We start from the raw sequence: 21,921 nt of genomic DNA on the forward strand, positions 1-21,921 counted from the left end.
CTAGGCCGCGTTCAATATCTTCAAAAACAGTTCGCGGTCGGGAGCGAAATTGGCGTGCAGCGGCAGCAGCGCAGCGCCCACCGCGCGCGCGTCCGCACCGATAACGCCGCCCAGCAGGGACGGGCGCCGCACGCCTTCCCAGCTGTATTGCGCCAGCGCTTGCGCGGTGCGCTCCAGCAGGCGCGCCAGCAGGGCGGGGTGGCCCGAGCTGTCGAGCACCGCCTGGTCCAGGTCGAGCAGGCAGTTGGCATTGCACAGCGCCAGCGCGATGGCGCGCGCGGCGCCGTCCAGCCAGGTCTGCGTGTGCGCCAGCCACGGCGCCTGCAGGGCGCGTGCGTCGTAGGCGGCGCTGTCGTCCAGGCCGGCGGCGGCGTACAGCTGCTCCAGCGTGAACAGCGAGGCCGCGCTCAGCAACTGGCCGGGAACGTCCCCGCCGCCGCAGGCCAGCGCCAGGGGCAGCGAGCCGAGGGCGCCGGCATTGCCTTTCAGGCCGGCGTGCACGCCGCTGTTGAGCACCAGCGCGCCGCCGATGAAGGTGCCGACAAAGATGTACAGGAAGCTGTGCACGCTGCGCCCGTGCCCGGCCACCAGTTCGGCCACGCAGGCGGCCATGGTGTCCTTGGCGAAGACCACCGGCACCTCGCTGAGTGCCTGCACTTCGGCGCGGATGTCGACCTGCTCCCAGCGGCCGGCCTGCGGCGCGGCGCCGCCCAGCACTGCCTGCCAGCCGCCCAGGCCCAGCGGCGCGGCGACGCCGATGCCGCTCAGGCGCGCGGCCCGGCCCGGCCCGAGGCTGCCGCGCAGCGATTGCAGCTGCGCGCCGATCTGGCCGAACAGCAGGTCCGGGTCGGGATAGCGGTAAGCGGCCGAGCGGCGTTCGCGCACCTGGCCGCAAAAATCGACCAGCAGCAGGTCGACGCTGCGGCGCCCGATCTTGATGCCGATGAACCAGGCGCCATCCGGGTTGAGCGTGATCGGCACCGACGGCTGCCCGACCTTGCCGCGCTGCGGCGCGCATTTGCGCACCAGTCCTTCATCGAGCAGGCGGTCGATGATCAGCGCCACGGTCTGCGTGCTGAGCCGGGTCAGGCGCGCCAGGCCGGCTTTCGGCATGCTGCCGTGCAGGCGGATCGCCTGCAGCAGCACGCGTTCGTTGTACTGGCTCATGCCGCTCTGGTTCGAGCCGCGCGGCCGCAGCCAGGCGGCGTCGCCGCGCGGCGTCATCTGTCCTCCGGGACGCCGGCCAGTACGCCCTTGCGGAACAGGAAATTGGCGTAGGGCTGCAATTCGCCGGTCTGCACGATGGCGTGCGCTTGCCGCACCTGCTCATAAAAGGCATAGCGCTCGACCGCCTCGCACTGGGCCGGCGCCGCCGCGCCGGCCGACCCGCACAAGGCCACCAGCTCGCGCTGCAGCGCCGAGCGGTGCTCCGGCGGCTGCGCCGACACGGCCATGAAAGACACCGGCCGGCCCGGCAGGTCCAGCGGGAACACCGACAGCACGGCGCCGCAGGCCCGCGCCAGGCTGGCGCCCGGCAGGCGCACCACGGGCTTGCCGCGCCCGAGCGAGGCGGCGGTGAAATTGGCGTCCACCACGGCGACGGCATCGCCATGCCCCATCTCGGCCAGTATCTTCAGCAGTTCCGGCGTGAGCAGGGGATCGATTCCTTTAAGCATGGGCCAGTTCCGGCAGGTCGCGCGGGTCCTTGGCGCCGGTCATCACGGCCACGGTATCGGACATGCTGATGTGCTGGGGATTGACCACGGCAACGCGTTTGCCCAGGCGCTGGATGTGGATGCGGTCCGCGATCTCGAACACGTGCGGCATGTTGTGGCTGATCAGCACCACCGGCAGCCCCTTGTCGCGCACGCGCCGTATCAGCTCCAGCACCATATTGCCTTCCTTGACGCCCAGCGCGGCGGTGGGCTCGTCCAGGATCACCACGTGCTTGGCGAACGCGGTGCTGCGCGCCACCGCCACGCCCTGGCGCTGGCCGCCCGACAAGGTGCCGACCGCCTGCTGCATGGAGCGGATGCCGATCTTCAGGTCCTGCATGTGGCCGACCGCTTCTTCCAGCATGCGCTTCTTGTCGATCAGGCGCAGCCACTTGCCCAGCAGGCCGGGGCGCAGGATTTCACGGCCCAGGAACAGGTTCTCCGCAATCGTCATGGCCGGCGCCACGGCCAGGTCCTGGTACACGGTTTCAATGCCATGGCGGCGCGCGTCGATCGGCGACTTGAACTGCACCAGCTCGCCGTCCAGCCGCAGCTGTCCCTCGTCCGGCACGATGGCGCCGGACAGAGCCTTGATCAGCGAGGATTTGCCGGCGCCGTTGTCGCCGATGACGGCCAGGATTTCGCCGGCGCGCAAGTCGAAGTCGGCGCCGTCGAGGGCGGTCACGCCGCCGTAGCGTTTCACCAGGCCGCGCGCCTGGAATACATGGGATGCATCTTGGGTGGAGCTCATGGTCAGCCTTTCTTGTGCGTCAGTTGGTCGGTGGCCACTGCCAGGATCACCAGCACGCCGGTAACCAGGATCTGGTAGACCGAGGGCACGCCCATCAAGGTCAGGCCGTTGCGGAACACGCCCACGATCAGCACGCCGACCAGGGTGCCCACGATGGAGCCGCGCCCGCCGAACAGGCTGGTGCCGCCCAGCACCACGGCAGTGATGCTGTCGAGGTTGTCGGTCTGCCCGCCTTGCGGGTCGCCCACGCCCATGCGCGCCACCGACAGCAGCGCGGCGATGCCGTAGAACAGGCCGGCAATCATGTACACGCCCAGCAGCACGCGTCCGGTGGCGATGCCGGTCAGGCGCGCCGCTTCCGGATTGTTGCCCACCGCGTACAGGTGGCGGCCAGGCGCGGTCTCGCGCAGCACCAGCCAGGTCAGCACGTACAGCCCCAGCATCAGCGCGGTGCCGTAGGTGACGCTGGTCTGGCCGAGGTGGAAGGTGTTGCCGAAGAAGGTCATCGCTTCCGGCAGGCCGGTCACGGTTTGCGCCTGCGAGTAGATCTGCGTGACGGCGAAGGCGATATTCATGGTGCCCAGCGTAACGATGAAGGGCGGCAGCTTGATCGAGGTGACCAGCGCGCCGTTGACGTAGCCGATCAGCACGCAGGCGGCCATGCCGCACAGCACGGCCGCGTAGGGATGCATGCCGTAGTCGACACCGAACTTGGTCATCACGACCGAGCCGAGCGCCATCGCCATGCCGCACGAGAGGTCGATGCCGGCGGTGAGGATGATCAGGGTCTGGCCGAGGGCGATCACGCCCACCACCATCACCTGCTGCAGGATCAGCGAAAAGTTCTGTCCGCTCAGGAAGCGCTCGGACTGGGTGGCGAAAAAGAGCACGGAGGCCAGCAGCGCGATCAGCGGGCCGAGCACGGTGACCGGGGGCAGCAAGTCCTTCAGGCGCGACAGGCCGGGGCGCAGGGGCGCGGAGGGCGGGGTGGCCGGGCTGGCCGGGCTGGCATTCACTGCTGCGGGCGCAGGCGCCGGCTTGAGTTGGGCATTCATGGGATTCCTTGGTCTGGGTGGACGGGACGGCGGGCGGGCTTATTTGCCCCAGCAGGCGCCGAGGCCGAAGGCGGTGTCGCGGCTGTCAACGCCGGGCATCTGCCTGTCGGTCACCAGCGTTACGCCGGTGTCCACGTAGCCGGTCGCCTTCTTGCCGGTCTTGGCGTAGGCCACGCCGGCGTCCAGCGCCAGGCCGGCCATCTTCAGCGGGTACTGCTGCGCCGTGGCGCCGATCACGCCGGCCTTGACGTCGCGCACGCCGGCGCAGCCGCCGTCCACCGACACGATCAGCACGTTCTTCTCCTTGCCGGCCGCCTTCAGCGCTTTATAGGCGCCGGCCGCCGCCGGTTCATTGATGGTGTAGACGACGTTGATGTCCGGGTTTTTCTGCAGGCAGTTTTCCATCGCGGTCTGGCCCTTGCCCTGGTCGCCGTAGCTGTCCGCCATGCACACCACCTCCGCGCTTTTGGCCGGGGCGATGGTCCTGGCGTCGATGCCGGCCACGCCGTAGCCGGCCAGGAAACCGTTGTGGCGCGCGATGCCGACCGGGTGGCCCGGGAACAGGTCCAGCGTGGCGATGCGGGCCGGCTTGCCGCCCAGCGCGGCCTTGGCGTACTGGCCGATCAGCTGGCCGGCCTTGAAGTTATCGGTGGCGAACAGCGCGTCGGTGGCACTGACCGGATCGGCCGGACTGTCAAGCGCAATCACCATCACGCCCTGTTCGCGCGCCCGCTTGATGGCGGGCACGATGGCCTTGGCGTCGCTGGGGGTGATCAGGATGGCCTTGGCGCCGGCCGACACCATGTTCTCGATGGCCGTCACCTGGCCAGCGTTGTCGCCGTCCGATTTGCCGGCCGCCGTCAGCAGCTTGGCGCCCTGCAGCCTGGCGGCATGCTGCGCGCCTTCCTTCATCTTCACAAAAAACGGATTGGTTTCGGTCTTGGTGATCAGTCCGATCACGGCTTCCTGGGCGGCGGCGTGGGCGGCGGCGGATGCGATCAAGCCCATTGCGATGCAATGCTTTGCGTTCATGCGTGTCTCCGGTTGGTTTATTGGTCGCGCTGCCCGGAGCGAGCCGGGCAGGGTGGCGCGAAAGCGCTGACTGAAATATATGCCTGCACAATTAATAAATCAAGTGCTTTTATTTAATCGCGCCAGCCTTGCCCGGATTGACGCTTGCTTGCAACAACGCTAAGCTCGCGTTTTGCCCGACCAATCCCGGCCAGGCGCGCGCAGGAGCTTCACCCATGCAGGAACACCACAGCCCGGCGGCACCCGCTCCAGACGAGGGCGGCGCAGACAATCTGCGTCCACGGGGCTCGAACCAGACCGGCATGCGCCAGTTCAACGAACGCGTGGTGCTGCAGGCGATCCGGTTGCATGGCAGCCTGCCCAAGGCCGACCTGGCGCGGCTGACCACGCTGAGCACGCAGACCGTGGCGCTGATCATCGCCCGCCTTGCCGATGACGGACTGGTGATGAAACTGGAACCGCTGCGCGGCAAGATCGGCCAGCCCTCGGTGCCGATCGCGCTGAAACCGGACGGCGCGTTCTCGATCGGCGTCAAGATCGGCCGCCGCAGCCTGGACGTGCTGCTGCTCGACTTCACCAACACCGTGCGCATGCGCCATTCGCAGGCCTACCGCTTTCCGGACCCGCAGCAGGTGTTCCAGGTGATTGCCGGGCAGGTGCGCGCGATGCAGGCCGCGCTGGCGCCGGAGCTGCGCGGCCGCATCCTCGGCATCGGCGTGGCGGCCCCGCTGTCGCTGGGTAGCTGGCAGGAATTGATGGGGGTGGCGGGCCAGGCCGGGCTGTGGAACCGGCTCGACATCGCGCAGCGCATCGAAAGCGACACCGGCCTGCCGGTGATGTTCGCCAAGGATACCGCAGCCGCCTGCGTGGCCGAACTGGTGGCGGGCCGGGGGCGCAGCGTCAAGAGTTTCCTGTATCTGTTCGTGGACACCTTCATCGGCGGCGGCCTGGTCATCGACAGCAACCTGTACGCCGGGCTGCACGGCAATGCCGGCGCCGTCGGTTCGCTGCCGGTGGGCGTGGCCGCGCCGGACGGCAAGGCGCCGGCGCAGCTGCTGTCGACCGCCTCGCTGCTGGGACTGGAGCGCCTGTACGAGGAAGCCGGCCTGGATCCGGCTGCCGCCTATGACGAGCGCGCCACCCAGGCGCCGTGGGCCGGGCACAGCGCGCGCTGGCTGGAGCAGGCGGCGGCAGCCATCGCGATGGCGGTGAGCAGTGCCAGCTGCATGCTGGATCCGGAAGGCGTGATCATCGACGGTTCATGCAGCCGCGCGCTGCTCGACCAGCTGATGGTGGCGGTCACCGGCGCGCTGGACCGCTACAACTGGGAAGGCGTGCAGCGGCCGGCCGTGCACACCGGTTCCATTGGTTCCGACGCGCGCGCCCTGGGCGGCGCGCTGCTGCCGCTGTATGCCAATTTCGCGCCGGACCGCGAACTGTTCCTCAAGCTCGACGCCTGATGCACGCATACGCGGCCACATCCGTCTCACGCGCCTACCACCACGCCTCGACTTGCAGGCCGGCCGACGTGCCGCTGGTGGCATTGCCGTACACCGGACCGCCGTTGTTGCTGGCGTTGACCAGCGGCGTGGCGGCGCCGTTCCACTTGCCGTAGCTGACGAACAAGCGCAGTTCCGGGCGCGACCAGTAGCTTTCGCCCAGGGAGATGGCGGGCGCCAGCGTCAGCTTGGTCAGGCGCGCGGTCTGGCCGGTGCTTTCCTGCTTGAGCGCGCTCACGCCCAGTTCGCCCTGCAGCTTCAGGTTGGGCAGCAGGGCGTACACCGGCCGCACGCCCAGCGTGGTCCAGGTGTTGCGCAGCGCCACGTCGTCCGCCTTGTCCTTCTGGTAGACGGCGGCGAATTCCATGCTGAAGCGGCGCGTCGGCTGGATCACCAGGTCTTCCAACAGGCGCACGCGGGTCACGTCCGAGCCCAGCGCCGTGCTGCCGGCCGGCCCCATGCGCACGCAGCACACGCCGATGCCGGTGCCCGGGCCGCTGCCGTACTGGAAGCCTGCCATATTTGTTCCGCCGAGTACCTTCTGGTGGTGGAACAACCCGATCGCCCAGCCGTCGTGGCCGTGGTCGCCCTGGCCCTGGACGGGGGCCCCCGCTGAGCGGTTGCGCCCGCCGGCCGTGACGATGGTCAGCGCCGCGTCGATGGTGCCGCCCGGATTGACCGGCAAATCCTGGTACAGCAGGTTCTGGCGCAGCGCGGACGGCGTGTTGACAATGGCGCCGCCGGCCCCGGTGGCGTTGGTGTCGTTGTCCTTGAACACCGCGTAGCTGAACTTGCCCGCGCCCAGCGGAATCTTGTCCAGCCCGCCGCCGGTGCCATTCATGTTGATGTACTGCATATCCAGCATGTGGATGTCGGGACGGTAGTAATAGCGCTTGCCCACCCAGGCGGTGCCGCCGTTCAGGAAGGGCAGGCCCTTCGCTTCGACATACCCCTTCAGCAATTCCAGCTTGGCGCCGCGGAAGTCCGATGCCGGCGCGTAGGCATTCACCCACAGCGTGCCGACGAAGCTCACGCCATTGTCTGCCTTGGCCAATTCCTTGGTGTAGCCGAATTCGGCGTTGGAATCGCATTCATTGCCCAGGCGGTAGTAGGCGGTGGGGCCACCTAGCGCGTAGCAGCTCAGCGGCCCGTGGCGGGAACTGCTGCCTGCGCTGGCGCGCATATAGCCGTGGAAACCTTCGGTGTCGTTGGGATAGGCGTCGGCCTGTGCGGCGCCGGATGCAAGGGCGAGCGCGAACGCCAAAGGCAGCGCTTTGCGGGGTAGTGCGGTCATGTTGTCTCCTGAATTTTCTTATGGATTTTGGGTGCAGCGGAGACGAGTTTGCGTCAGCCGACTAATTAAATCAATAAGTTTTATTTAATGCGGTGCAATTACAACAACAGGCCGGGCCGCGCGCGGTCATCCATTTGGCGGGGGGACGTAACTCCGGCGCAGTGCTATGCTCACGGCAAGGCTTACCACTACGGCGACGATGCATGGACGTATACGCACCGCAAACATGGCTACCGCATGAACGCCCGCTGTTGCCGGGTTCCCCCTCCACGCCGCTGCATTCGGACCGGCGCCGCCTCGCCTACCTGATCGTCGGCTTCATCGTCGCCCTGACCGGCGGCCTGGGCAACGCGCTGGTCACCGTCAACCTGCCGTATGCGCAAGGTTCGCTGGGCGTGTACGCGGCAGAAATCGCGTGGCTGCCGGCCGCCTACGTGATGGCCAACGTCTCCATGAATTTGCTGCTGGTGAAATTCCGCCAGCAGTACGGCTTGCAGCTGTTCACCGAACTGTTCCTCGGCCTGTACGCCCTGGCCACACTGGCCCACCTGTTCGTGCACGGCCTGGCCTCCGCCATCGCAGTGCGCGCCGCGCACGGCATGAGCGGGGCGGCGCTCACGGTGCTGGGCCTGTACTACGTGCTGCAGGCCTTCCCCGCGCAGCACCGGCTCAAGGCGGTGGTGATCGGGGTCGGCTTCCCGCAGCTGGCGCTGCCGATGGCGCGCCTGTTCTCGTCGGAGCTGCTGGAAATCGGCGAATGGCGCGGCCTGTACTTCTTCGAACTGGGGCTGGCGCTGCTGGCCATGGGCTGCGTGCTGCTGCTCAAGCTGCCGCCGGGCGACCGCGTGAAAGCGTTCGAGAAACTGGACTTCGTCACCTTCGGCCTGTTCGCGCCCGGCGTGGCGCTGCTGTGCGCCGTGCTGGCGCTGGGGCGCACCGTGTGGTGGTTCGAGTCGGCCTGGCTGGGCTACTGCCTGGCCGGCTCCATCGTGCTGATCGCGGCGGCGCTGCTGGTGGAGCACAACCGCGCCGCGCCGCTGCTCAACACGCGCTGGCTCAGCACCGGCATGATGCTGCGGCTGGCCGCGTCGGTGCTGCTGATCCGCATCGTGCAGTCCGAAGCGGCGGGCACGGTGGGCTTTTTGCAGGCGCTGGGCCTGAACAACGACCAGATGCAGACCCTGTGGCTGATCACGCTGGTGGGCAGCGTGGGCGGCATTGCCGTCAGCGCGCTGACCATTACCCCGGCGCGCATCCAGCCCTCGCTGATGATCGCGCTGGCCATGATGGCCGTGGGCGCCTTCATGGACAGCCGCGCCTCCAATCTCACGCGGCCGGAGCAGATGTACTTCAGCCAGTTCCTGCTGGCCTTCGGCGGCACCTTCTTCCTGGGGCCGACCTTTGTTTCCGGCTTTGGCGCGGTGATCGCCGCGCCGCGCAACCTGATCAGTTTTTCGCTGATGTTCACCATGTCGCAGAACATCGGCGGCCTGCTGGGATCTGCCATTGTCGGCACGGTGCAGGTGGTGCGCGAGAAGTTCCATTCCAGCCAGCTGGTGGAGCACCTGACCCTGCTGGACCCGCAAGTGGCGGCGCGCGTGCAGGCGGGCGGCGCGGCGCTGGCCGGAACGCTGGCCGATCCGGGCACCCGCAACGCGCTGGGCGTGGCGCAGCTGGGCGCGGCGGCCACGCGCGAAGCCAACATCCTGGCCTATAACGACGTGTTCCTGATGATCGCCGTGGTGGCGCTGGCCACCATCCTCTGGATGCTGCTGCACCACCTGTGGAATATCTGCACCGCCTGCCGGCCGGCGGTGCCGGCGCAGAACGCGCAGAGCGCCATGGCCCAAGTCTCCCTCAATAACTCCGGATCGAAATGAGCACAAACACGCAGCCAGAACCCAGCCAGGCCGACCAGGCCGCCGCTCCCGCCGCTCCCGCCGCAGCGCCTGCCGCGCCCACGCTGCCCGCCCCGCCGCAGCCCGGCAGGCGCCAGCAATGGCTGTCCGCCGCCGGCTTCCTGCTGGTGGCGCTGGCCGGCGTGCTGGTGGTGCTGTACGCCTGGCGCCTGCCGCCGTTCAGCACACCCATCGTCACCACCGAGAACGCGCTGGTGCGCGGACAGGTGACGGTGATCGGCACCCAGTTGTCCGGCTACGTCGTGGCCGTGAACGTACAGGACTTCCAGTTCGTGAAAGCGGGCGACCTGCTGGTGCAGATCGACGACCGCATCTACCAGCAGCGCTACGAACAGGCGCAGGCGCAACTGGCGGCGCAGAAGGCCGCGCTGGCCAACTGGGAGCAGTCGCACCGCAGCGCCGAAGCCAGCATCGCATTGAACCAGGCCGCGCTGGCCAATGCCGAAGCGCAGGCCGTGCGTTCGATGGCGGACCTGAAGCGCGTGGAAGCGCTGGTGGCGGACGGCTCGCTGTCCATCCGCGAACAGGACCAGCAAAAGGCCGGCAAGGCGCAAACCGCCGCCGCCGTGGCGCAGGCGCGTGCCAGCCTGGAGATCGCGAAGCAGTCCGCGCAGGCGGTGGTGGTCAACAAGCTGTCGCTGCAGGCGGCGGTGGCCAATGCCGAAGCCGCGCTGAAAGCGGCCAGGGTGGACCTGGACAACACCCGCATCACCGCGCCGTCCGACGGCCAGCTCGGGCAGGTGACGGTGCGGCAGGGCGCCTACGTGAACAGCGGCGCACAGCTCATGGGACTGGTGCCACGGCAGATGTGGGTGATCGCCAACCTGAAGGAAACCCAGATGAACGCCGTGCGCGTCGGCCAGAGCGCCACCTTCAAGGTGGACGCGCTGGACGGCGCCGTCATGACGGGGCAGGTGGAGCGCATCTCGCCCGCCACCGGATCCGAATTCAGCGTGCTCCCGGCGGACAACGCCACCGGAAACTACGTCAAGATCGCCCAGCGCATCCCGGTGCGGATACGGATCGACGGCGGACAGGGCGAAGCGCACCGGCTGCGGCCCGGCATGTCCGTCATCGTCAGCATCGACACCTCGTCCGTGCGCGAAGACGAAGTGCCCGCCAGGCCGCGCACCGCCAAGCCCGCGCCCGGGCCCCCAGCCGCAGCAGCATCGCCAGCTGCATCCCCAGCCGCCACGCACGGCTCTGTGCCCGCGCCGCGCGCGCCCGGCGGAGCCCGCCCATGAGCGGCGCAGTGCCACCCCGCCTTGCGCGTACCGCCCGCAGGGCTTGCAGCGGGTACGCTGATTGCGCTGGCCTGGTGCTGGCCGCCTTGCTGCTGGCTGGCTGCGCCGCCAAGGTCGGCCCGCCCCCGCAAGCAAGCTTGCAGGCGCCGGCCGACTGGCGCAGCCGCATCGGCCCCGACAGCGGCGCGCGGCCAGTGGAGCAGCAATGGTGGCAAGGCTTCAGCGACCCCGCGCTGACCGCCCTGGTGGCCGCCGCGCTGGAACGCAACGGCGACCTGCGCATCGCCCGCGCCCGCGTGGCCGACTACCGCGCCCGCGTGGCGGCAGCCCACGCCAGCGAGCTGCCGGCAGTCACCGCCAGCGGCAGCCCCACGCGCACCCGCACGCTGGCCTACAACGGCGTGCCCTACGAAACCAATCTGTTCCAGGCCGAAATCCAGGCCAGCTACGAAATCGACGTGTGGGGCCGGTTGGCCAACCTGACCGATGCCGCGCGCGCCGCCTACGCCGCCGAGCAAGCCAGCGCCGACGCGGCCGCGCTCTCGATCGCCGCCAGCGCCGCATCCGGCTACCTGAACCTGCGCGGCCTGGACGCCCAGCTCGACCTCGCGCAAGCCACGCTCAAGCTGCGCGAAGAATCGCGCGAGCTGGCGCGCAGGCAGTTCGAAGTCGGCTACAGCTCGCGGCTCGAATGGCTGCAGGCGCAGGCCGAATACCAGGCTGCCGCCGAGCAGGTGCCGCAGCTCCAGCGCCAGATCTTCGAGCAGGAAAACGCCCTGTCCATCCTCACCGGCGCCAATCCCGGTCCGATCGCGCGCGGCGCGCCGCTGTCCGACCTCGCAGCGCCGCCCGTGCCCGGCGGCCTGCCGTCCGAGCTGCTGCTGCGCCGGCCCGACATCGCGCGCGCCCAGCACAACCTGCTGGCCGCGAACGCCACGCTGTCAGCCGTGCGCGACCAGCTGCTGCCATCGTTCCGGTTGACGGCCAGCGGCGGCCTGCAATCGGCCGTGTTCAGCGATTTCATCAAGGACCCCACGCATTTATGGCGCCTGACCGGCGCCGTGGCCGCGCCGCTCTTCGAAGGCGGCCGCGTGCAGGCGCAGACCGACTCCGCCGCCGCCGCGCGCGACCAGGCCGTGTACGCCTACGAAAGCGCGGTGCGCGCCGCCTTCGCCGAAACCGACAACAGCCTGGGCGCCATCCAGCGCCTGCGCGAGCAAGCCGTGCAAAACGACGCCCGCCGCGCCACGGCCGCCGAAACGCTGCGCATCGCGCGCAACCGCTACCGCAACGGCTACGCCTCCTATCTCGAAGAGCTGGACGCCCAGCGCACCCTCTACAACGCCGACGTGCAGCGGCTGCAGCTCAAGACCCGCATCCTGGTCGCCTCGGTCGACCTCTACCGCGCCCTCGGCGGCGGCTGGCAGCCCTAGCGAAAATGGGGTCAGGGTTAATTAATTTTGCAACTAGTTGCAAAATTAATTAACCCTGACCCCATTTGGGTGTGCGGAAACCTGGCTTATTTGACCGGGATGCAGAGCTCGCATTCGAAGACGCCGGCGGCGTCTTCGGTGTAGTCGGCGGGGTAGCGCTCCAGGCAGGGGCCTGGGCGCATTTCCAGGCCGCTGGCGGGCAGGGCCTGGCTGAAGAAGGTACCCCAGGCGGCGCTCATGTCGCTGCCGTCGCCGCGGTAGCGCGCGACAGCGTGGCGGCCGCCAGGCAGCTGCGCCGTGGCGGCCGGCGCTTCGGCCTGGTAGCCGGCTTCGACTTCCACGCAGGCGTCGTAGCGGCAGCGCTCCGGCGGCGTGGTGGACGGGTCGTCCTGCGCCACGCCGTAGGTGGTGCGCGCCATCAGCCCGTGCGCGGCGCGCCAGGGGTTGAAGACGTCGCTCCAGAAGCTGCCGATGGCCGGGCCGAACGGGCCCGTGTAGCGCAGGTAGGCGACCTTGGCCGGCGGTATCTCAATGACGCGTATTTCCATGACCATCCTCCTTATTTGGCGATTTCACTGGTGGCGACCGGGGCCGGGGCTGGCGCGTGCTTGTGGCGGCGCAGCTTGTCGCGCAGGCGCTTGAGCAGCCCTTCCAGATCGTCAATGTAGGTGAAGACGGCCGGCACCACAAGCAGGCTCAGCAGCGTGGACGTGATCAGGCCGCCGATCACGGCGATCGCCATCGGCGAGCGGAAGCTCGGGTCGGCGCCCCAGCCCAGCGCCAGCGGCATCATGCCGGCGCCCATGGCGATGGTGGTCATCAGGATCGGCCGGCTACGCTTGTGGCAGGCGTCCACCAGCGCGTCGAAGCGGTTCATGCCGGCCTGGCGCGCCAGGATGGCGTAGTCCACCAGCAGGATGGAGTTCTTGGTGACGATCCCCATCAGCATGATCAGGCCGATCATGGACGGCATCGACAGCGCGTTGCGCGTGATGAGCAGCGCCACGAAGGCGCCGCCGATCGACAGCGGCAGCGCGGCCAGGATGGTCACCGGCTGCATGAAGTCCTTGAACAGCAGCACCAGCACGCAATAGATGCAGATCACGCCGATCAGCATGGCCAGGCCGAAGCTGGCGAACAGCGCGGCCATCTCCTGGGCGTCGCCCAGTTCGGCGATCTTCACCGACGGCGGCAGGTTCTTCATCGACGGCAGCGCGCGCGCTTCTTCATTGAGTTCGCCCAGGGTGCGGCGGCCCAGTTCCACGTCCAGCGTGACGTTGCGGCTGCGGTTCAGGCGGTCGATCTGGGCCGGGCCGGATTCCATGCTGATGTCGGCCACGGTGGAGAGCAGCACGGGGCCGTTCTTGCCCGGCACGGTGAGGCGGCCGATGGCGTCCAGGTCGGCGCGCACGGTGTCGGGCAGCTTGACGCGGATCGGCACCTGGCGCTCGGGCAGGTTCATCTTGGTCAGGTCGAAGTCGTAGTCGCCGGCGGTGGCCACGCGCACCGTTTCGCCGATGGCGTTGGCGGTCACGCCCTGGTCGGCGGCACGCGCGAAGTCGGGCCGCACGATGATTTCGGGCCGCACCAGCGAGGCGCTGGAGCTGACGTTGCCGATGCCCTTCATGGTGCGCAGTTCGCGCTCCACTTTCTGGGCCGCGTCGGTCAGGGCGATCGGGTCTTCGCTGCGCAGCACCAGCTGCATCTTGACGCCGGTGTCCGGCGGGCCGACGTTGAAGCGCGCGCCGGGGATGTTATCCAGCCTGGCGCGGATCTGCGTTTCCAGGTCGGGCAGGGATTCATCGCGCTTGGTGCGGTGCACCGTGGTCAGGGTCAGCACGGCGCGGCGCGCCTCGGCCGCAGCGCCGGGGGCGAAGGCGTCGCCGCTGGAGCCGCCGCCGATGGAGCTGAACACGCCGGTAATGCCTTTCACCTGCATCACGGCCAGGCGGGTCTGCTCGGCCACGGCGCGCGTTTCTGCCAGCGTGGAGCCGGGCGGCAGTTCGATGTTGACGTTGGTCTGCGCGCGGTCGGCCGGCGGCACGAAGCCGGTCGGCAGCAGCGGCACCAGCATGATCGAGCCGACGAAGAAGATGCCGGAGGCGATGGCGGTGATGTGGCGGTGGCGCAGGCACCAGCGCATCAGCGTGATGTAGCGCGTCATGAGCCAGCCGTCCTGCTCGTCCTTGTGGGCCACGGGCTTCATCAGGTAGGCGGCCATCATCGGCGTGAGCAAGCGGGCCACCACCAGCGAGGCCAGCACCGCCAGCACGGCGGTCCAGCCGAACTGCTTGAAGAACAGGCCCGGCACGCCGCCCATGAAGGCGGTGGGCAGGAACACGGCCACCAGCGCGAAGGTGGTGGCGATCACCGCCATACCGATTTCGTCGGCCGCTTCCATGGCCGCTTCCATCGGGGTTTTCCCCATGCGCAGGTGGCGCGAGATGTTTTCGATTTCCACGATGGCGTCGTCCACCAGCACGCCCACCACCAGGGCCAGCGACAGCAGCGTGACGGTGTTGAGGGTGTAGCCGAACCAGTACATGCCGAGGAAGGCCGGCAGCACCGACAGCGGCAGCGCGGCGGCGGCCACCAGGGTGGCGCGCCAGTCGCGCAGGAACCACCACACCACCAGCACAGCCAGCAGCGCGCCTTCGTACAGCAGCTCCATGGAGCCGTCGAAGTTTTCCTCGACCGGGAAGGCGTTGTCGATCGACAGTTTCAGTTCGATGTTGGGGTAGCTGGCGCGCAGCTCGTCGACCGCTTTCTGCGCGTCGGCGGCGACCTGGGTTTCGCTGGCGCCCTTGGTGCGCAGGATCTCGAAGGCCACCACGCGCTTGCCGTCCTGCTCGGCCACGGCGCGCGGCTCGGCCACGGTGTCGCTGACGGTGGCGATCTGGTCGAGGCGGATGTGGCGCCCGTCCGGCAGCGGGATGTCCATCGCGCCCAGCGCGGCGGCGGTCTGCACGGTGCCGATGGTGCGCACCGACTGTTCGGCGCCGCTCACGTCGCCGCGTCCGCCCGGCGCTTCCTTCTGCACCTGGCGCAGCTGGCGCGACACGTCCAGCGCGGACACCTTGAGGGCGGCCATGCGGCTGTCGTCGAGCTCCACGCGGATCTCGCGCGACACGCCGCCCATGCGCTTGACCGCGCCCACGCCCGGCACGCTGAGCAGCTTCTTGGCCACGTCGTTGTCCACGAACCAGCTCAGTTCCTGATCGTCCAGCGGACGGCCGGCGCCGGGTTTGGAGGCGGCGGTGAAGGTGAGCACGGCGCGCCCGGCGGTGGTGACCTTGCTGACCACGGGGTCGCGCAGTTCGCCCGGCATGTCGGCGCGAACCTGCGCCACCGCGTCGCGCACTTCATTGACGGCGTCCGAGATGTTCTTTTCGAGGATGAACTCCACGGTCACGGTGGCGTTGCCGTCCAGGACCTTGGTGTAGATGTTCTTGATGCCTTGCAGCGTGGCGACCGAGTCTTCGATCTTGCGCGCCACTTCGGTTTCCAGCTGGGCCGGCGCGGCGCCCGGCAGCGAGGCGCTGACGGTGACGATGGGCAGCTGGATGTCGGGGAAGTCCTGCACCGGGTTGGCGCGGTAGGCCAGCAGACCGGCCAGGGTCAGCAGGGCGAACAGCATGATCGCCGGGATCGGATTCTTGATCGAGAGGGATGAGAAATTCACTGCGGCTCCTTACTTGGCCTTGGCCGCTTTGGCGGCAGCCTGCGCGGGCACGGGGGCCGTGGCCGGGACGGGCGGCGCGGCGGCGGCCACATTGTTCACCAGGTCGCCGTCGTTGAGGAAGCCGGCGCCGCTCACCACCACCTGCGTGCCGGCGTCGATGCCGCCCAGGATTTCGATACGGTCGGACAGGCGGCGCCCGGTCTGCACCTTGATGCGGCTCACGCGCTTGTCCGGGTTCAGGCGGAACACGTAGCTAAAGCCGTCGCGCACGGCCACCGCCTGCTGCGGCACGGTCATGGCGTCCGACGCGCCTAGTTCAAAGCGGCCGCCGGCGAACATGCCGGCCTTGAAGGCGTTTGCTTCGGCGCCTTTCGGGGCGGGCAGGTCCACGTACACCAGGGCGTAGCGGCTTTGCGGGTCGATGGTGGGCGCCACCATGCGCACCTTGCCGGTCAGCTCGGCGCCGTTGGCGGCCTTCACCACGGCGCTGGCGCCGGCCTTGATCCTGGGCAGGTCGGCCGCTGTCACTTCGGCGCGCCATTCCAGGCGGCCCTGACGGATCATGCGGAACAGTTCCGTGCCGGCGCCCACCACCGAACCGACGGTGGCGCTGCGGGCCGAGATGACGCCGCTGTCCGGCGCCACTACCCTGGTGTATTTCAGGCGCAGTTCCTGCGTGGCCAGCGCGGCCTTGGCGGAGGCGATGCGCGCCTTGCCGGTCTGCTCGGCGGTCATGTACTGGCTGATCTGCTGGGCGCTCAGGGCGCCGGTCGCTTCCAGCGAGCGGGCGCGCGCGGCGTTGGCGGCTGCTTCGGCGGCGTTGGCTTCGGCTTCCATCACGGCGGCGCGGGCCTGGGCCAGGTCGGCGTTGACGGTGTCGGCCGAGAAGGTGGCCAGCACGTCGCCCTTGCGCACCACGTCGCCGACGTTCACTTTCACGTCGGTCAGGCGCAGGCCGTTCGATTCGCTGCCGATGCTCGCTTCCTGCCAGGCGGTGACGTTGCCGTTGGCCGTCAGGGTGATGGGCAGGCGCGCGGCGGATGGCTTGGTGGTGGTGACGGTGAGGGCGGCCTTGGGTGCGTCCTTGGCGTCCTTGCCGTCCTTCTTCTCGTCGGCGGCGGCGGACAGCGGCGCGTGCAGGGCGAAGGCGGCCAACAGGAGCAGAGCCAGTGGTTTGAGCGCGTATTTGTTCATGGTCTTGGATGTCATTATGGGTTGTTCGTATTGGCGGGCGCGGTCCAGCCGCCGCCGGCGGCGCGGTACAGCGCCACCCAGGCGTTGCTGCGCTCCTGCTGCAGGTTCACCACGGTGTTCTCGGCGGCCAGGCGGCTGCGGCGCGCGTCCTCCAGCTCCAGCAGGCTGGCCAGGCCGTTCTTGTAGCGGTCTTCGATGGCGGTGAAGGCCACGCGGTAGCCTTGCAGCGAGATCTCGGCGTCGCTGGCGCGTTCGGCGGTGCTGTTGAGCGTGACCATGGCTTGCTCCACTTCGGCCACCGCCTTGCGCACGCTGCCGCGGTACTGGCTGACCGCCAGCTCGTAGCGCGCCTGCGCGGCGTCCACGTTGGCGCGGCGCCGGCCGGCGTCGAACACCGGCACCGAGATGGCCAGCGGGCCCACGGTCCAGGTGTCGAGCTGGGTGTTCTCGCCGCCGCTGCGGAAGTTGGCTGCGCCCACGGAGCCGGACAGCGACAGGCGCGGATAGCGCTGCGCCTGCGCGCCGCGCACTTCAAAGCTGGCCGCCGCCACCTCCTGCTCGGCGGTGTAGACGTCCGGCCGCTGGCTCAGGGTCTGCGCGGGCAGGGCCGCGATGGCGATGGCGGGAGCGGGCACCGCTGCGCCGGCCGCCAGTTTTGCGCGCAGTTCGGGCTCGCCGATGGCGGTCAGCGCCACCAGGGACTTGACGCCGATGTCGCAGGCGGCGCGCTGGGCGCTGGCGCGGTTGCGGCCGTCCGCTGCGCTGGCGCGCGCCAGGGCGGCGTCGGCCGGCGAGACGAAGCCGGCTTTGCTGCTCAGTTCCGTCAGGCGCGCGCTATAGGCGCGCGAGCCGGCGTCCTGCGCGGCGACCGCGAGCAGCTGTTCGCAGGCGCGCAGGGCGTAGTACTGGTTGGCCGTTTCGGCGGCCACCGACACGCGCGCTTCGTGCCAGCCTGCGCTGGCGCTGTTGAAGCGCGCTTCGGCCGCGTTGCGCGCGGCGCGGCCGGCGCCGAACACGTCGATCTCCCACGACGCTTGCAGCGCGGCCTGGCTGGTGGTGCCGGTGGGGATGGACGACTGCTGGTTCTGGCGCGCCACGCTGCCGGCCAGGTCCAGCGTGGGGACCAGCGCGGCGCCTGCCGCCACGCGCTCGGCGCGCGACTGGGCGATGCGCGAACGGGCCGAGGCCAGCGTGGGGCTAGCCGCCTGGGCCGCGTCGATCAGCTGCACCAGCAGCGGGTCGCCCTGGTTCTGCCACCAGTTATTCAGGTCGGTCAGGCTGCCGTTGTGCGGCAGCGGCGCCTGCCATTGCTGCGGCGCGGCCGCGTCCACCCTGGCCGGCGGCGCGCTCAGTGCGCAGCCGCCCAAGGCGAGCGCCATCGCCACCGCCAGCGCTGTCTGGGCTGCCATCTGCACCGGTTTGTGCTGTTTTTTCTTCATGCTGTTTTTTCCTTGATGCGGATTTTTTCTGCTTCTATCAATGCCGTGGCGTAGTCGCTCAGGCGTGCGGTCCAGGTGGCGATGGCTTCCGGTCCGGCCATCAGCTGCGGCCTGATGGTCTTTACTACATCGCCCGCCATCATCAGCATCAGCGCCATGGACGCGATGCTGAAGGCGAGGCGGTGGGTCTCGTCGTCCGGCGCGGCCTGGCCGAGGTGGCGCGCCAGCACGCGGCTGAAGGCGTCCTGCTCGGGGCGGATGCCGTTTTCAATTTCATTGGCCCAGATGCCGGTCGGTTCCAGCATTTCGCGGAACCACAGGCGCATGCAGGTTTCCATCAGGTCGCCTTCCAGCAGCGGCGCCAGCATCTGCTGGAAGAAGCCTTCCAGCGACTGGCGCAGCGTGAAGTGCGGCTGGTCGAACATGGCGATGTTGTCTGCCGGGGCGGGGGACATGGCGGTAAAGGCGGCTTTGTAGAGGCCGGCCTTGTCGCCGAAGTAGTAGCTGATGGCGGCCACGTTGACGCCGGCCGCCAGCGCGATTTCGCGGGTGGAGGCGCGCGAGTAGCCCTGTTCGGCAAACAGGCGCATGGCAGCCAGCAGCAGGCGCTCGCGCGACTGCTCGCCGTCCGCGCGGATTTTTTTGGGTTTGGCTTTTTCGCTCATCGCGCCATTTAATCATAGAATATAAACAATTGATATAACTAAATCAGTCGTTTGATTAACTTTCTAAACGCTTGTCACAACAGCCATGAAACCCGGCTGTAACAACTGCTTACACGCGATACACGACAGCGTGGCGGCGCGCTGCAGGCTGGTATAAAGTCATGGCTATAACGACATCGAAGAGGCCAAACATGAGAGCTGCCCGCTGGTGCGCACCGATGATATTGGCGGCTGCGGCCCTGGCCGCCCAGGCGGAGCCGCTGAGCGGGCCGGCCGCCGCCGTGCACGTGCTGAACCGGCTGGCCTACGGCCCGGCGCCGGGCGACATCGAGCGCGTGACGCAGATGGGCGTGGCGCGCTATATCGACAGCCAGCTCTATCCGGAAGCGCTGGAACTGCCGGCCGCGCTGAACGAGCGCCTGGCGGCGCTCGACACCGTGCAGCGCAGCAGCGGCGAGGTGCTGGGAGACTTCCTGGCTGTGCGCGACATGGTGAAGGATGAAACCGACGGCGCCAAGGCTATGCGGCGCGAGGTGCTGGGCCGCATCGCCACCCAGGCCGCGGAGGCGCGCATCGCGCGCGCGGTAGCCAGCCCGCGCCAGCTGGAAGAGGTGATGGTCGATTTCTGGTTCAACCATTTCAACGTCTTCTCCGGCAAGGGCCAGGTGAAACCGCTGGTGGCCAGCTACGAGCGCGACGCGATCCGGCCCTACGTGTTCGGTTCCTTCCGCGACATGCTGGGCGCCACCGCCAAGCATCCAGCCATGCTGTACTACCTCGACAATTACGTTTCCAAGGCCGGCGGCCTGAATGAAAACTACGCGCGCGAACTGATGGAGCTGCACACGCTGGGCGTGGACAAGGGTTACACCCAGAAGGACGTGACGGAGCTGGCGCGCATGCTCACCGGCTGGACCTTCGCCCCGCGCCAGCTGGTGGCACGCAACGAGACCTTCCGTTTCGATCCCAAGCGCCATGACAACGGCGAGAAGCAGTGGCTGGGCCGCGCGGTCAAGCCGCAGGGGCAGGCCGAGGGCGAGTATGCGCTGGACGTGCTGGCCGTGCATCCCGCCACGGCGCGCCACGTGAGCTACAAGCTGGCGCAGTACTTCGTGGCGGACCAGCCGCCGCCGGCGCTGGTGGAGCGCATGGCGCAGACCTGGATCGCCAGCAGGGGCGACATCCGCTCGGTGCTCAAAACGCTGTTTGCCAGCGAGGAGTTCATGGCGCCGGAAGCGCAGGGCGCGAAGTTCAAGACGCCGTACCAGTTCGTGATCTCGGCAGCGCGCGCGGCACAAGCGGGGACTGGGGGCGCTGCGGGCACCGCGGGCATGGCTGCGGCCCCGCTGGCGGAAGTGAAGCCGGTGATGGGCGTGCTGGACCGCCTGGGCATGCCGCTGTACGGCTGCCAGACGCCGGACGGCTACAAGAACACGCAGGCGGCCTGGCTCAACCCGGATGCGCTGAGCCGGCGCATCGGCTACGCGGCCACCCTCGCGCAGGGCGTGGACGTGGCAGTGGTGCAGGCGGCGCTGGGCGAGTCGGTGTCGCCGCGCACGCAAGGCATCGTGGCCAGCAGTCCGCAGAAGCTACGCACTGCCATGCTGCTGGGCAGTCCCGATTTCATGCAGCGCTAGGCGCACGGTCAGGCGCACAGGAGCACACTATGCAACGCAGAGACTTCCTCAACGCCTTCGCCGCCGGCGCCGGGCTGATGATCCCGCTGGGCCGCGACGCCTGGGCCGCCACCGCCACTGCCGCGCAGGGCACCGGCCCGGCCGCCGGCGCCACCGGGCGCAAGCTGGTGGTAGTGATGCTGCGCGGCGCGGTCGACGGCCTGAACGTGGTGGCGCCGCTGGGCGACGCGAACTATGCGCGGCTGCGGCCCACCATCGCACTGGCCGCGCCGGACCAGGACAACGGCGCGCTGGACCTGGACGGCTATTTCGCCCTGCATCCGGCCCTGGCGCCCCTGATGCCGCTGTGGCGCGAGAAGAAGCTGGCTTTTGTGCATGCCAGCGGCTCGCCGGACGCCACCCGTTCCCACTTCGACGCGCAGGACTACATGGAGTCCGCCACGCCGGGCGTGAAGAGTACGCCCGACGGCTGGATGAACCGCCTGATCGCTGCTTTGCCCGGCGCCTCCACGCCCACCCGCGCGGTCAGCGTGGGGCCGACCATGCCGCGCATCCTGGCGGGACAGGCGGCGGCCATCAATATCGCCAACGGCGCGGCGGCCGGCAAGCCGGGTGCGCTGGACCGGCCGCAGCTGGCGGCCGCCTTTGACCAGCTCTATATGGGTAACCAGCGCTTCGGCAAGGTCTACCAGGACGGGCGCGAGGCCCATAAGGAAGTGATGGCGGCCACCATGGCCGAGGCGGTGGCGGCTGACGGCGGCGCACCGCTGCCGAACGGCTTCCCGGACGATGCTGCGCGGCTGGCGGTCCTGATGCGCAACGACCCCAATGTGCAGCTGGCCTTCTTTGCGCTGGGGGGCTGGGATACGCACGCCAGCCAGGGCGCCGGCACGGGGCAGCTGGCCAACCGCCTGGCGCCGCTGGGGCAGGGACTGGCGCTGCTGGCGCAGCGGCTGGGGCCGATGTTCGAGGACACCACGATCGTGGTGATGTCCGAGTTCGGGCGCACCGCGCGCGAGAACGGCAACGGCGGCACGGACCACGGGCATGGCAATGTGATGTGGGTGCTGGGCGGCGGCGTGGCGGGCGGGAAGGTGCTGGGCGAGTGGCAGGGCGTGGGCGACGGCCAGCTCAACGAGGGCCGCGATTTGCCGGTGACGACGGACTTCCGCACGGTGCTGGCGCACATCGCCGAGCGGCACCTGCGGCTGGGCGACCGGCAGCTGGCGCAGGTGTTTCCGCGCATGCCGTCGGCGGCTTCCGGCTTGCGGCTGCTGCGCGCTTGATGCGGCGGGTTACGCTGCTGCGCAGCTAACCCGCCCTACGCCCCCGCACGCGCGCCGACGCCCCCCGACGCCCCCC

At 69.0% G+C, this 21,921-nt stretch carries 17 protein-coding genes; 6 read left to right on the plus strand and 11 right to left on the minus strand.

Annotated elements, in window-relative coordinates:
- The 5 genes from ASC94_RS09045 to ASC94_RS09065 are packed head-to-tail and all read right to left on the minus strand — an operon-like array spanning position 1 to position 4,553.
- Positions 1-1,224: an ROK family transcriptional regulator gene (locus ASC94_RS09045; protein WP_056393523.1), complete on the minus strand. Its 1,224-nt coding sequence runs from the start codon at positions 1,222-1,224 to the stop codon at positions 1-3.
- Entirely contained in the window at positions 1,221-1,676 is a 456-nt protein-coding gene (locus ASC94_RS09050; protein ID WP_056393525.1) for an RbsD/FucU family protein, read from the minus strand. The genes ASC94_RS09045 and ASC94_RS09050 overlap by 4 nt, the downstream gene beginning before the upstream one ends.
- On the minus strand, positions 1,669-2,466 hold the full coding sequence (locus ASC94_RS09055; protein WP_056393526.1) for an ATP-binding cassette domain-containing protein: 798 nt from the start codon (positions 2,464-2,466) through the stop codon (positions 1,669-1,671). The genes ASC94_RS09050 and ASC94_RS09055 overlap by 8 nt, the downstream gene beginning before the upstream one ends.
- Before the next feature lie 2 nt (positions 2,467-2,468).
- A complete protein-coding gene (locus ASC94_RS09060; protein WP_082616366.1) occupies positions 2,469-3,521 on the minus strand; it encodes an ABC transporter permease in 1,053 nt (350 codons plus the stop codon).
- 39 nt (positions 3,522-3,560) lie between these two features.
- Positions 3,561-4,553, minus strand: a complete 993-nt coding sequence (locus ASC94_RS09065) for a sugar ABC transporter substrate-binding protein (RefSeq protein WP_056393528.1) — start codon at positions 4,551-4,553, stop codon at positions 3,561-3,563.
- A 215-nt stretch (positions 4,554-4,768) separates the two neighbouring features.
- Between ASC94_RS09065 and ASC94_RS09070 the strand changes: the two genes are divergently transcribed.
- Positions 4,769-6,013, plus strand: coding sequence for an ROK family transcriptional regulator (locus ASC94_RS09070; protein WP_056393530.1), 1,245 nt, complete (start codon positions 4,769-4,771; stop codon positions 6,011-6,013).
- Positions 6,014-6,047: 34 nt separating this feature from the next.
- Here ASC94_RS09070 and ASC94_RS09075 read toward each other — a convergent pair whose 3' ends face one another.
- Positions 6,048-7,346: a carbohydrate porin gene (locus ASC94_RS09075; RefSeq protein WP_056393532.1), complete on the minus strand. Its 1,299-nt coding sequence runs from the start codon at positions 7,344-7,346 to the stop codon at positions 6,048-6,050.
- 203 nt (positions 7,347-7,549) lie between these two features.
- Here ASC94_RS09075 and ASC94_RS09080 point away from each other — a divergent pair, with 203 nt between their 5' ends.
- From ASC94_RS09080 to ASC94_RS09090, 3 genes are read left to right on the plus strand one after another with little or no spacing between them, the layout of a single operon-like run.
- On the plus strand, positions 7,550-9,226 hold the full coding sequence (locus tag ASC94_RS09080; protein ID WP_056393534.1) for an MFS transporter: 1,677 nt from the start codon (positions 7,550-7,552) through the stop codon (positions 9,224-9,226).
- Complete coding sequence (locus ASC94_RS09085; RefSeq protein WP_082616367.1) at positions 9,223-10,509, plus strand: HlyD family secretion protein; 1,287 nt, start codon at positions 9,223-9,225, stop codon at positions 10,507-10,509. The genes ASC94_RS09080 and ASC94_RS09085 overlap by 4 nt, the downstream gene beginning before the upstream one ends.
- A complete protein-coding gene (locus ASC94_RS09090) occupies positions 10,506-11,942 on the plus strand; it encodes an efflux transporter outer membrane subunit (protein ID WP_082616368.1) in 1,437 nt (478 codons plus the stop codon). The genes ASC94_RS09085 and ASC94_RS09090 overlap by 4 nt, the downstream gene beginning before the upstream one ends.
- 86 nt (positions 11,943-12,028) lie before the next feature.
- Here the strand turns inward: ASC94_RS09090 and ASC94_RS09095 are convergent, their stop codons facing one another.
- The 5 genes from ASC94_RS09095 to ASC94_RS09115 are packed head-to-tail and all read right to left on the minus strand — an operon-like array spanning position 12,029 to position 18,922.
- The gene (locus ASC94_RS09095) at positions 12,029-12,490 is read right to left on the minus strand and encodes a GyrI-like domain-containing protein (protein ID WP_056393536.1); all 462 of its coding nucleotides are present in this window, start codon (positions 12,488-12,490) and stop codon (positions 12,029-12,031) included.
- A gap of 11 nt (positions 12,491-12,501) precedes the next feature.
- Positions 12,502-15,624, minus strand: a complete 3,123-nt coding sequence (locus ASC94_RS09100) for an efflux RND transporter permease subunit (RefSeq protein WP_056393539.1) — start codon at positions 15,622-15,624, stop codon at positions 12,502-12,504.
- Positions 15,625-15,633: 9 nt separating this feature from the next.
- On the minus strand, positions 15,634-16,818 hold the full coding sequence (locus ASC94_RS09105) for an efflux RND transporter periplasmic adaptor subunit (RefSeq protein WP_056394961.1): 1,185 nt from the start codon (positions 16,816-16,818) through the stop codon (positions 15,634-15,636).
- A 14-nt stretch (positions 16,819-16,832) separates the two neighbouring features.
- Complete coding sequence (locus tag ASC94_RS09110; RefSeq protein WP_056394963.1) at positions 16,833-18,197, minus strand: efflux transporter outer membrane subunit; 1,365 nt, start codon at positions 18,195-18,197, stop codon at positions 16,833-16,835.
- Positions 18,198-18,253: 56 nt separating this feature from the next.
- Complete coding sequence (locus tag ASC94_RS09115; RefSeq protein ID WP_056393541.1) at positions 18,254-18,922, minus strand: CerR family C-terminal domain-containing protein; 669 nt, start codon at positions 18,920-18,922, stop codon at positions 18,254-18,256.
- A 191-nt stretch (positions 18,923-19,113) separates the two neighbouring features.
- On the opposite strand from ASC94_RS09115, the gene ASC94_RS09120 reads away from it, so the two are divergent.
- Both ASC94_RS09120 and ASC94_RS09125 read left to right on the plus strand, forming a co-directional pair.
- On the plus strand, positions 19,114-20,559 hold the full coding sequence (locus ASC94_RS09120) for a DUF1800 domain-containing protein (RefSeq protein ID WP_056393543.1): 1,446 nt from the start codon (positions 19,114-19,116) through the stop codon (positions 20,557-20,559).
- A 29-nt stretch (positions 20,560-20,588) separates the two neighbouring features.
- The gene (locus ASC94_RS09125; RefSeq protein ID WP_056393545.1) at positions 20,589-21,845 is read left to right on the plus strand and encodes a DUF1501 domain-containing protein; all 1,257 of its coding nucleotides are present in this window, start codon (positions 20,589-20,591) and stop codon (positions 21,843-21,845) included.
- The last annotated feature ends 76 nt before the right edge of the window (positions 21,846-21,921 follow it).

Source organism: Massilia sp. Root418 (assembly GCF_001425265.1).
In the GTDB taxonomy this organism is placed as follows: Bacteria; Pseudomonadota; Gammaproteobacteria; order Burkholderiales; family Burkholderiaceae_D; genus Rugamonas.